This is a genomic window from Microcoleus sp. K1-B1 (genome assembly GCF_036704705.1).
Classification (GTDB): Bacteria; Cyanobacteriota; Cyanobacteriia; order Cyanobacteriales; family Microcoleaceae; genus Microcoleus.
Genome location: NZ_JAUBSH010000143.1, coordinates 1 through 12107 on the forward strand (window position 1 = coordinate 1; position 12107 = coordinate 12107).

The following is a 12107-nucleotide window of genomic DNA, read 5'->3' on the forward strand; positions in this document are numbered from 1 at the left end:
CTATAATATAGGGATAAGCTAAAATAAAAGGGGAACTGTATCATACTTTTCCCCTTTTACAAAATTGGGATGCTCCCCATAAAGACTCCTTGCTAGGCAAGGGTTTCAGTAGAAATATTGTGTAATTAATTCTGCACACCTACTTATAATAATCTTCAGTTTCAATCCCTGATAGGGTTTTAGGTTTTTTCCGGCAAGAAAGAATCCAGTCAACCATTCAATTTTAATTTGTTTCAATCCCTGATAGGGTTTTAGGTTTTTTCCGGCCTTTTAAAATGTGTTGATTTAGCGATCGCCTTTTTTGTTTCAATCCCTGATAGGGTTTTAGGTTTTTTCCGGCCTTAGTTTGTGGTTTTTCTCCTGTCATGATAAAAGTTTCAATCCCTGATAGGGTTTTAGGTTTTTTCCGGCTACTGCACCACTGGACAATTCCCAGCAGAGTTTTGTGTGTTTCAATCCCTGATAGGGTTTTAGGTTTTTTCCGGCGACACTAGCGGCGCTTGCTCCGAACCTGTTCTGAGCGTTTCAATCCCTGATAGGGTTTTAGGTTTTTTCCGGCGCGGGAACATCAAATAAAGCGGCAGTATTCAATGCCGTTTCAATCCCTGATAGGGTTTTAGGTTTTTTCCGGCTGGTTACGAGGCGGCTAGCAAGATTGAAGAATCTGTTTCAATCCCTGATAGGGTTTTAGGTTTTTTCCGGCTTTCTCTGCGGCATTTTTGGTCAAGTAGTATTTGTTTCAATCCCTGATAGGGTTTTAGGTTTTTTCCGGCGTCTCAGAACAACCATTAAAAGCAACCAACCGTGCCGTTTCAATCCCTGATAGGGTTTTAGGTTTTTTCCGGCCTGCTACACCACAGAGTATTCCAGTGATTGCCGTTTCAATCCCTGATAGGGTTTTAGGTTTTTTCCGGCAGCCCAAACAGCGCAACTTTTTAGAAGCCACAACCGGTTTCAATCCCTGATAGGGTTTTAGGTTTTTTCCGGCTTTTTACCGCGACCGGGAAAGTCAGGGAAGAAATTGTTTCAATCCCTGATAGGGTTTTAGGTTTTTTCCGGCAAGTCAAGCGGCACACCGGCCGGCACGAGGTGATCAAACGAAGAAATTGTTTCAATCCCTGATAGGGTTTTAGGTTTTTTCCGGCCGCCCGTTCCAGAAGCCTTGGTGTATTTGGTTTTCAAGGTGCAGTTGCGTCCATCTAAAATAAAAGTACCATTCCAGCCTTCGGCTTGTCAATACCTTAGTTTCCATACTCACTCCAAAACCTTATCCTGTAAAGCTTTCACACTTTGCGTCCGTCTTTTTTTTACACTGGGGGCCTCAAACTCTTGCTGCACATGGGTTTGATGCGAAAAATTTGATACTCCGATTTTCACACCTACCCATTGACGCAAACTCAGCAAAAAATATTCTGCGCTCAAGGGATCTACGCCACCAATACGTTCGATCTTAGCGTGACAGCAAGCACACAGCCGAAAAAACCAAATACTGTCTTCCTTGGGTTGCATGACTTTGTTCGGCGTGGCGATCGTAACTTAGACTTGAGTCCTCGCCTGCATCAATCTCCTCAACTGGTTGCATGACTTTGTTCGGCGTGGCGATCGTAACTTAGACTTGAGTCCTCGCCTGCATCAATCTCCTCAACTGGTTGCATGACTTTGTTCGGCGTGGCGATCGTAACTTAGACTTGAGTCCTCGCCTGCATCAATCTCCTCAAACGATTCCGCCAACCAGAAAGCAAAGCGATTAAAAAACAACTTCGATATATCAAAAAAAATTAGCTCATATTCAACAGCTAACGACTTAGACACTTATCTCTAAAATCTCACGAAAAAGCCATATAAAAGCTGCCAAGTCGTAGACTTATCAAAATCTATGCTTTAGAAAATCACAGACCATTACTTATATTTTTCCGAAATTGAATTCCCAATTAATTACTAGGAGTGATTTGCCCCAACTTATTCAGCAAAACCTAAATTTTCAATAATTAGGAAATTTTTACCTGCTATATTTGCGGTATTTGTGCATCGCGGTTCTGAAAAATATTATTGGAAAATTGCATACAAAATCCCCAAATTAACTTAAAATTAATAGAGTGGCATTTACCTTAAAACTCCCGATGACAAAAGCCGAAATTAGCACAAAAAATATCACAGTTCCTAACGGGGATTTGCAAATAGCTGCATACCTAGCCCAGCCAGCCTCCCCAGGGCAATTTCCCGCAGTTATCGTGATTCAAGAAATCTTTGGCGTCAACTCGCACATTCGCGAAGTTACTGAAAGAATAGCAAAAGAAGGATATGTGGCGATCGCCCCAGCCATTTACCAGCGTCAAGCCCCCGGCTTTGAAACTGGCTACACACCTGAAGCCATCCAAATCGGCAGAGAATACAAAGAAAAAACCACCGCTTCCGAACTTCTGGGCGATATCCAAGCCACGATCGATTACCTCAAAACTCTACCCTCTGTCAAACAACAAGGTTTTGGCTGCATCGGTTTCTGCTTTGGAGGACACGTCGCCTACCTCGCGGCTACATTGCCCGAAATCAAGGCTACAGCGTCGTTCTACGGCGCCGGTATCGCCACCCTAACCCCCGGCGGCGGCACCCCCACGATCGCCCGCACAGCAGACATTAAAGGCACTCTCTACGCCTTTTTTGGCACTGAAGACCCCAGCATTCCCTTAGAACAAGTTGACCAAATCGCCGCAGAATTGCAAAAACACAGTATTTCTCACCAAATTTTCCGCTACAATGCCGATCACGGCTTCTTCTGCGACCACCGCGGCAGTTACGACGCTACGGCAGCAGCCGACTCGTGGGTGCAGGTGAAGCAGCTATTTCATCAGCAACTTCAACCAGCTTAGAGAGTGGGAGATGGGGAGATAGGGAGATGGGGAGAGTGGGAAAATTTTTTCTACTGACGACTGCCAACTAAATTACTGACAACTGACAACTAAACTGACATGAATTCCAAATCTACAGGTTCTCAAAGCGCAAAAGCATCCTTTTCAATGGATGATTTTGCTAAAGCCCTCGAACAGCACAATTACGAATTCCAGAAGGGACAAGTAGTGCGCGGCAAAGTGTTCGAGTACGACTCAAACGGCGCGTATGTTGATATCGGCGGCAAGTCTTCGGCTTTTTTGCCGATCGAAGAGGCTGCTTTGAGAACAGTAACGGATTTGTCGGAAGTGGTTCCGCTGGACGAGGAACGGGACTTTTTGATTATCCGCGAACAAGATGCAGATGGCCAAGTTACCTTGTCTCTGCGGCAGTTACAAATTCAGCAAGCTTGGGAAGATTTAGTTGAATTGCAGGAAACCGGTAAAGTTCTTCAGGTGCGGGTTTCTGGGGCGAATAAGGGCGGCGTGACTGTAGATGTTCAGGGAATGCGCGGTTTTATTCCCCGATCGCACTTAGTCGATCGCGATAACCTAGAATCGCTGATCGGTCAATCTTTGAGCGTTAATTTCTTGGAGGTCGATCGCGAACGGGAAAAACTCGTACTTTCCCAGCGGATGGCCACTCAATCGAATGCCTTCAAGGACTTGCAAATTGGTCAGTTGGTGGAAGGAAAAGTCAGCAGCATCAAGCCTTTTGGCGTGTTTGTGGACTTGGAAGGAGTTAGCGGTTTACTGCACATCAAGCAAGTTAGCCAAAAATATATTGATAACCTTGGAAAGGTGTTTGCTCCCGGTCAACCCCTAAAAGCGATCGTCGTTGACCTCGATGAAAGTCGCGGCAGAATTTCACTTTCTACTCGGGTACTAGAAAATTACCCAGGGGAAATGGTGGATAAGATGGCGGATGTTATGGATACCGCTCAAGAGCGCTCGGAACGTGCTCGAAAGACTCTTTCTTAAGTCTTGATCTAATTAGGGCTTGCTGAATAATCGATCGCTTTCCCAAGAGCAAGAGCGATCGATCTATTCAAGGCGATTTAAGGATGAGTTTTTCCTGCCTCAACTTGAGTGAAATATAAGCGCAAATTATGTTAATCCTAAAAACAGCATTGGTGACAAGTTAAGACCTTAAGGGGTGACAAGGGAGCTGCAAATCAGGTAGAATAAGGGTTTGAGCCAAACGTCACCCAAAAAAATTGGGGGTCGCTTCGACCCCCACACAAAATACATGTTCCCTCAATTATACCAAAAAGTTTTCGAGACGCATCTAAATCCTCGCCAGTATCTAACTCTACAATTATTAGTGTTAATGTTACAAAGTTATCGAGATGTTAGCTTATCTACTTTAGCCAACAAATTTCCACAACCGATAAAGTATGAAAGTCGAGTGAGAAATCTGCAACGGTTTTTAGATTTACCTCAACTCACAGCCAAGCTGTTGTGGTTTCCCCTTATCAAACAGCTCCTCACACAAGAGTTTCGCCACCAACCCAGCAATCGACAACAACGAAGACGAATCAAGAAACTCCAACTCATTCATCAAGGACATCTGTTCTTAATTGTCGATCGAACGCTGCGGGCAAGAGCGAAATTTAATCGTGTTAAGTTTAGCTTGGGGAAAACACGCCATTCCTGTTTATTGGGAAATATTACCCAAAAAAGGAAGCAGTAACTTGCGCGAACAAAAAAAAGTTTTAACTCCTGTATTGCGACTGTTAAAGCCTTATCCAGTTCTGGTCTTAGCCGATGCCTGAATTTCACAGCGTCCAACTGGCTTCTTGGCTCAAGCAAAGGAAGATAGACTTCGCCTTGCGACAGAAAAAGGGTACTTGCATTGCCGATGATGATGCCGTTTATCGAGCGCTTAAACTGAAGTTCCCCCCGTAGAAATACTGACACGTGGGTTAAAACCCTTGTGCTGCTTTGTGTTTCAGCTTATGAACCAGAAAACACGTACCCATGTAAGACTTGCCATCAAAAAGCAATCGCCCTATAATGGCATCAGACACTCGATCGGATGAAACCCCCGCTACATATGCGTTTCAGCGATTGTACCCATGTACGGTGGCTCTAAAATGCTTAGAAGTCGCACAGTGAGACAGTTTCAAGTTTTTGCCAGGGGGGAACTTCAGCTTAAAGACTTAAATATTAAACCGGGAACCTCCCGATTTTATGCCAATATTTATTGTACAAAAGCTCCGGAAGCTTGGAGAGTTTAATTTAGCGGCGTACTGGAAACGAAAATATCGAGGTAGAGGTCCAAAAGAACCTTGGTATATTTTGACGAGCTTGAACAGTTTACCCCGAACTCTTTCCGTCTATGCCGCTCGATGGGGTATCGAAACAATGTTTCGCGATTTAAAAACCGGAGGCTATAATCTGGAAAATACAAAAGTCAACACGCGGCGGTTAATGGCGCTCGTTTTACTCATTTCTATCGCTTATACTCTAGCCACTTTACAAGGTGCTTCTTTACAGCATCGAACTGTTGCTGAGTATATTTGTCGTCCTACTGAAACCGGACGTTCAACAGAGCGTTATAGCACTTTTTGGATGGGATTGCACGCTCCCGATTGGGGTCAATCTTTCCAGAATTGGTCGGATTTAGCTTTGAATCTGATGAATCTCAAACGCCACAAACGACTCAATTTTCAACAAGGGCTTCATGCTTTATCCCTGCTCCAGAGTGCTTTGTAGCCTTGTTGTCACCCCTTGAGATACATGGAATATGCTGTAATTGTATCATAGTCTTAATAATGATTTAGGATTACTATAGATGCGTTTACCCTGGCTTAGTCTAAACTCCAGTTATTAGTAAAAACGTTTATCTCAAAAAAAAATAGGCTAGCTATATTTCACAGCGCCTATCTCAATCAAAATTTTAATGGTTCCCCGCAACGCCGTCTTACCTCAGCTTTTGACCTGGTATTTTACCAGGTGGGTACCGTTGGCTCGGACTTAAAGTTTCTGGGTACAAGCCCAGTTTACTGCTGTCCAAACATCTTGATTCCCGAGAGTTAAGAGTTATAGATCAAAAAAACATTATTGGCAGTCACCAACGTCGCAGTAGAACCTTTATTTAATATATACCAACTCACCCGATTTTGGCAAGCTTCGAGCAATTTAACTTGGATACCAGATAGATTCAACGGTTTGAGCGACATCCTCTGCTGACGATCGCCCCTGAGCCACTAACTCTGCGTCGAGCACAACTGTAACGTGACCGAGTTTGCGGCCGGGACGCGATTCTTTCTTACCATACCAGTGGACAAAAGCACCGCTAATTTGTGCCAGTTGTTGTCTTTTTGCTAAATAATCGGACTGGGCAGACTCGTAGCCCAGCAAATTTACCATCACAGCGCCTGCACAGTTCAGATCCGAATTACCTAAAGGCAGTTGACAAACTGCGCGCAAATGCTGTTCAAATTGTGAAGTTTCACAGGCATCGATCGTAAAATGTCCCGAATTGTGGGTGCGGGGTGCAATTTCATTGACTAACAGCTTATTGTCGGTGGTTAAAAATAATTCAATGCCGAATACGCCGACAGCTTGCAAACTGTTGAGGAGAGTCCGGGCGATCGCACCCGCTTCAGTTTTCACATCTAAACTAATATCAGCAGGTGCAATCACCAGGCGGCAAACTTGATTTTGCTGTTGAGTTTCTACGATCGGATAAATCGCAATTTCGCCATTTGCCGATCGAGCTGCAATCACAGCCAACTCGCGATCGAACGGCACAAACTCTTCCACTAGCAAAGACTGACCTTGGAGTGTAGCACGAATTGACTCAAAACTCCCCGGATCTTTAACAATAAAAGTACCTTGGCCGTCATAACCGTGGCGGCGAACTTTGACAACAAAGGGAAAGTCGATCGATTCAGCATCCAAGTCTCCTGCAATCTGCACGCTGTCGGAAACAGAAATTGCCCGAAAGTCGATCGCCACCGCCTTAAACAATTCCGGGGGCAAATCCGCGCTGCAATCCCATTCCCAAAACCTCGGAGTTGGCAAACCCAAACCTTGTAAATAACAGCGCTGAACGTACTTATCCAACAAAGGAGAAAGCGACGACAAACTCGGCTGAAATAACACACCTTGCTCTTCTAGCGACCGCAAACCATCCAAATCCACAAACTCATTTTCAAAAGTAATAACATCGCAGCCAGCAGCCAATTGAGCCGTAGCCAAAACATCATCAACAGCAGCCACAACAGCATCAGCAGCAACAGAAACTGCCGGGTCAGTAGCATGGGGAGTTTGCACTACCAATTCAATACCTAGCGCCCTAGCAGCATCCCCCATCATCGAAGCTAGCTGGCCGCCGCCGACAACGCCCACCCGCTTAAATTTGGCAGATGAACTCGCAGCGGTTGGATTTGATTTCATGTGAGTAAAATTCCGCAAAGTTAACCTGCCTATCTTATCGCTATTTGGCCCTGGCTCAATTACAGTAATTGCAGAGTTAAAAGCCCGAAAATAGTTTTAATTGCATGATTAAATCGAGGCAGAACCCAGAAAAATTGGGCGGCTAAAGTCTTTAATTATTGCACGCTCCCAGCCATTGATAAACAGCCGTCGAAGCCCACTCCTCCAGAAAAGTGCCACATCTAGCAATTCCCTAGCGCCAAGCATGGCATAATTGACAGCACTGCAAAAAGCAGATAGACAGATGCCAACACTGAAAATCAGACATTCAGGGAACAAAATTTATAGGTGAGGATACTGTGAAAGTTTTAGTTGTGGGAAACGGAGGTCGCGAACACGCGATCGCAAAAAAACTGCTAGAATCTACGCGGATTAAACAAGTATTCTGCGTGCCTGGGAACGGCGGCACAGCTACCACCCCAGGCTGTCAAAATCTGTCGCTCAACATCGACGACTTCCAAGGCATCGAACGCTTTGTGATGGTCAACAACATCGGATTAGTCATCGTCGGCCCAGAATTGCCCCTATCGCTAGGCATCGCCGACTATTTCCAACAGCGAAAAATGATGATTTTCGGCCCCACCAAAGCCGGCGCCCAAATTGAATCCAGCAAATCCTGGGCCAAAGAATTGATGCTCGAAGCAGGCATCCCCACACCCAAAGCTGCCGTATTTACAGACGCAGAAGCAGCAAAAGCATACGTTCTGGAACAAGGAACCCCAATAGTCATCAAAGCAGACGGGCTCGCATCAGGCAAAGGAGTCACCGTTGCCACCACCGTCAAAATGGCTCACAGCGCCATCAACACCATTTTCCGAGGCGAATTCGGCACCGACAACATCCGAGTCGTCGTCGAAGAATTCTTAACAGGTCAAGAAGTCTCGATTCTCGCCCTCACCGACGGTATCACAGTGGAACCGTTGCTGCCCGCCCAAGACCACAAAGCTATCGGCGAAGGCGACAAGGGAGCCAACACCGGCGGTATGGGAGCCTACGCCCCAGCGCCCCTTGTCACCCCGGAACTCATGGAAAGGATTCAAGAAGAAATTCTCGAACCCACCCTCGCAGCACTGCAAAAACGCAAAATCGACTACCGGGGTGTACTCTACGCAGGTTTAATGATTACGCCAGAAGGAGAACCCACAGTCTTAGAATTCAACTGCCGTTTCGGAGACCCCGAAACTCAAGCGGTTTTGTCACTGCTGGAAACTCCTTTGGAAGATTTGGTGCTCGCCTGCTGTCAGCAGCGTCTCGGTGAATATTCTATTCGCTGGAAGTCGGGGGCCTCTGTTTGCGTAGTTTTGGCTTCTGGGGGCTATCCTGGAAGTTATCAAAAAGGCAAAGTTATTACAGGTATCGAGGAAGCTGAAGCCAAAGGAGCAGAAGTGTTTCACGCCGGCACTCAGTTGAAGCATCAGCAGTTGGTGAGCGACGGCGGCCGGGTTTTGGGCGTCACCGCGACGGGAGAAACTTTGGAACAAGCTATCTCCAAAGCTTATGCAGCAGTTGATTGTATCCAATTTGAAGGGGTCTACTGCCGTCGGGACATCGGCCGCCGAGCTCTGGGCGATAAAAATTAGGAATTGCGACATCGGCCGCCATCCGAAAGCCAAGCAATCTCAATGTAGAAATGTAACAATGAAGTTTGGTATCTCTGCGGTGGCGGTAGCGGACAAGTCCCAGCAGAAAATTCGATCTCAAGCCAACTGAATTGATCTTGCTTTTAATATTGAACTGGTGAACTGGTGAAATGCTGGCCATACTAAACAAAATCGGAGAAATTATTGCCCGCTGGTGGTCGGATTTTACCCTCCAGACCCGCCTGATGGCCGCTGCTACCCTCGTAGTGTCGTTAATTATGAGTGGCCTGACCTTCTGGGCCGTGAATACTATCCAGCAAGACGCCCGACTTAACGATACTCGTTACGGCCGTGACCTCGGCCTGCTGTTGGCGGCAAATGTGGCGCCGCTGATTGCCAACAACGATCGCTCCGAAGTCGCCCGCTTTTCCCGCCAATTTTACAGCAGCACCTCCAGCGTTCGCTATATGCTTTATGCAGACGAAGCGGGAGATATTTTCCTGGGGATACCATTTTCCGAATCCGAGGTGGAAACTTCCCTGACGCTGCGCCGCCAGATCAAACTTCCCGATAATTTTCTCGCCGATATTGAGGCGAGAAATTTAACTTCTTTGCCTTTGGTGCGGCAGCATTTGACGCCAGATGGAGAAGTTACCGATGTATTTGTGCCGTTAATTCATGAAGACAAATATTTGGGAGTTTTGGCGATCGGCATTAACCCAAATCCCGCAGCAGTTATCTCTTCAAATCTGACTAGGGATGTCACTTTAGCAGTATTTGTCACAATTTGGGTGATGGTAATTTTGGGGGCTGTATTTAATGCCCTGACAATTACTCAGCCGATCAAACAATTAGTCTTCGGGGTCAAAAACATTGCCAGCGGGAATTTTAAGCAGCGAGTTGACCTCCCTTTGGGTGGAGAATTGGGCGAGTTAATCGGCAGTTTTAACGAGATGGCCCAGAAACTCGAAAGTTATGAAGAACAAAATATTGAAGAGTTGACAGCGGAAAAAGCGAAGTTAGAAACTTTGGTTTCAACGATTGCTGATGGCGCGCTGTTGCTGGACGCAAATTTGCAGGTGATTTTAGTTAATCCGACGGGGATGCGGATTTTTGGATGGGAAGGCAAAAATGCGCTCGGAGTAAATGTTCTGAACATTTTGCCTTCGGAAGTGCAGCAGGACTTGGCTAGACCTTTGCAGGAAATAGCTGCGGGCGATCGTGAAGGCGGCGAATTTCGCATCTCCATGAGCGAACCAGTTAACCGTACAATTCGGATTGTTTTAACTACTGTCATTCTGCACAAAGCGCCCGGTGCAGAACCGCTGTGCAAAAGCTGCATCCGCCATGAGGAAGATACCTGTACCGAGCCACAACGCCCGCTAGCTGTAGAGTGTACTTTCTACGAGCAAACCTCCAAGCATCAAGGTTCTGGCAATTACCGAGAAAGTCTCAAAGGCATTGCAATGACAGTGCAGGACATTACTCGCGAAGTAGAACTCAATGAGGCTAAAAGCAATTTTATCAGCAATGTTTCTCACGAATTGAGAACACCTTTATTTAATATCAAATCTTTTATCGAGACTCTCCACGAGTACGGAGAAGACCTTCTAGAAAGCGAGCGCAGGGAATTCCTAGAAATTGCCAATCGAGAAACCGATCGACTAACTCGTTTAGTTAACGACGTGTTAGACTTGTCGCGACTGGAATCCTGCCGAGTTTATCACTTAGAAGCTGTTGACCTGCCGCAAGCTGTAGAACAAACCCTGCGGACTTATCAGTTAAATGCTAAGGATAAAGGCATTGAATTAGAGCAAGAAGTTGACCCGTATTTGCCGCCTGCTTTAGGTCATTACGATTTGTTACTGCAAGTATTTGCAAATTTAGTAGGAAATGCCTTAAAATTTACTCAGTCCGGCGGCAAGGTGGCAATTCGAGCGTATTTGCTAGAGTCGGAGGCGCCCACCCACAAAGACGGTCAATCCGGGAACCAAAACTTGTCACCGGATGCCAAACATTTTCCGGTAGTGCGGATCGAAATTTCTGATACTGGAATTGGCATAGATCCCGAAGACCAACAAGCAATATTTGATCGCTTTTTCCGGGTAGAAAACCGAGTACACACTTTAGAAGGAACGGGATTAGGTCTTTCTATTGTCAGAAACATTATTGACAAGCACCACACTAAAATTAATTTAGTTAGCGAAGTTAATGTGGGTACGACTTTCTGGTTCGACTTGGCAGTTTATCAGCCGAAACAAACAGTAGAGATGGAAAATTCTTGGCCAGTGGAAGCAACGGTGGAGAGTGAAACAATTACCAGTCATGTTAGATCGATTCCGGTTGCACCGGAATGATTGTTGACTGTTGACTGTTGACTGTTGACTGTTGACTGTTGATAGTAATAATGTTTCCGGTGTGCGATTCGTTTAGCCTAAATGGATAGGTGTAACTGCTCACCGCAACTGCGTTGCGGTATTGCCAAGGTCGGCGAGTGAGCTGGGTTCGCTCGCAAGCTCCGTCAGGATTTGAGGTCAGGATTTGAGCCAAATAGGCAAAAATAGAGTATATTAGACCTCTTGCAAAAAAAATTTATGTTACAATTAAAGGTTTTGAATTTTAGACCTGAGAGTTAACTCATAATTGTAAAGTGCTGATATAACCTCCAATCTGCTCCGCTTAAGCCAAACCCTTAATTATAGCATAAAATTATTTTGCAAGAGGTCTAATGATTATATGATGACTGTTCTCAACTCCTTTTGTCAAGCTTGATTGAGATGCTCTTACCCTGACATTTCTAGCTCTAAGCTAATATTTAAAGTTCAGGCACAACTAGAATTAGATGCTAGTGCGGTAGCCAAAGCAACCAAAGCTAGTGGCAGATTTATCTTAGCTACTAATGTGCTGGATGTTTCACAATTAAATCAGAAGTGAAATGATTGTAAAATATAAGGAACAGCAGTCGGCAGAGAGAGGGTTTGGGTTTTTGAAAGACCCCTTGTTTTTTACGGATAGCGTGTTTCTCAAGTCGCCGGAAAGAATAGAGGCTTTAACTTTGGTAATGGGTTTGTGTTTGTTGATTTATACTTTAGGTCAAAGGTTACTCCGGCAAAACTTGCAACGGGTGCATCTCAGTTTGGCAAATACATCAAATTGAAAGTTGACCATTGAGATAAGCACAGCGAAGAGCAAGGAT

At 45.4% G+C, this 12107-nt stretch carries 8 protein-coding genes, 1 other RNA gene, 1 pseudogene and 1 CRISPR repeat array; of the genes and pseudogenes, 7 read left to right on the forward strand and 3 right to left on the reverse strand.

Translation table 11 applies throughout. From position 1 onward, the window contains the following. Nucleotides 1-158: 158 nt before the first annotated feature. Nucleotides 159-1145: a CRISPR direct-repeat array (repeat unit 37 nt; unit sequence GTTTCAATCCCTGATAGGGTTTTAGGTTTTTTCCGGC). Nucleotides 1146-1254: 109 nt separating this feature from the next. Next, complete coding sequence (locus QUA83_RS29115; protein ID WP_333297626.1) at nt 1255-1509, reverse strand: hypothetical protein; 255 nt, start codon at nt 1507-1509, stop codon at nt 1255-1257. Nucleotides 1510-2120: 611 nt separating this feature from the next. Here QUA83_RS29115 and QUA83_RS29120 point away from each other — a divergent pair. The 4 genes from QUA83_RS29120 (at nt 2121) to QUA83_RS29135 (ending at nt 5603) form a co-directional block, all read left to right on the forward strand. Further along, nucleotides 2121-2867: a dienelactone hydrolase family protein gene (locus tag QUA83_RS29120; RefSeq protein WP_333297627.1), complete on the forward strand. Its 747-nt coding sequence runs from the start codon at nt 2121-2123 to the stop codon at nt 2865-2867. A 99-nt stretch (nt 2868-2966) separates the two neighbouring features. Further along, on the forward strand, nt 2967-3866 hold the full coding sequence (locus QUA83_RS29125) for a S1 RNA-binding domain-containing protein (RefSeq protein WP_333297628.1): 900 nt from the start codon (nt 2967-2969) through the stop codon (nt 3864-3866). Nucleotides 3867-4504: 638 nt separating this feature from the next. Further along, entirely contained in the window at nt 4505-4660 is a 156-nt protein-coding gene (locus QUA83_RS29130) for a hypothetical protein (protein WP_333297629.1), read from the forward strand. Nucleotides 4661-5078: 418 nt separating this feature from the next. Next, a complete protein-coding gene (locus QUA83_RS29135; RefSeq protein WP_333297631.1) occupies nt 5079-5603 on the forward strand; it encodes a transposase in 525 nt (174 codons plus the stop codon). A 188-nt stretch (nt 5604-5791) separates the two neighbouring features. Here QUA83_RS29135 and ssrS read toward each other — a convergent pair. Together ssrS and QUA83_RS29145 are read right to left on the reverse strand one after the other, a co-directional pair. Further along, a non-coding RNA gene (gene ssrS, locus QUA83_RS29140) (6S RNA) lies at nt 5792-5979 on the reverse strand. Nucleotides 5980-6029: 50 nt separating this feature from the next. Further along, entirely contained in the window at nt 6030-7292 is a 1263-nt protein-coding gene (locus QUA83_RS29145) for a 5-(carboxyamino)imidazole ribonucleotide synthase (protein ID WP_333297633.1), read from the reverse strand. Nucleotides 7293-7630: 338 nt separating this feature from the next. Here QUA83_RS29145 and purD point away from each other — a divergent pair, with 338 nt between their 5' ends. The 3 genes and pseudogenes from purD to QUA83_RS30690 form a co-directional block, all read left to right on the forward strand. After that, complete coding sequence (gene purD, locus QUA83_RS29150) at nt 7631-8911, forward strand: phosphoribosylamine--glycine ligase (RefSeq protein ID WP_333297635.1); 1281 nt, start codon at nt 7631-7633, stop codon at nt 8909-8911. Nucleotides 8912-9081: 170 nt separating this feature from the next. Next, a complete protein-coding gene (locus QUA83_RS29155) occupies nt 9082-11268 on the forward strand; it encodes an ATP-binding protein (protein WP_333297637.1) in 2187 nt (728 codons plus the stop codon). Between the two features lie 439 nt (nt 11269-11707). Continuing rightward, a pseudogene (locus tag QUA83_RS30690) lies at nt 11708-12056 on the forward strand (IS1634 family transposase); the annotation flags it as partial. Between the last annotated feature and the right edge of the window lie 51 nt (nt 12057-12107).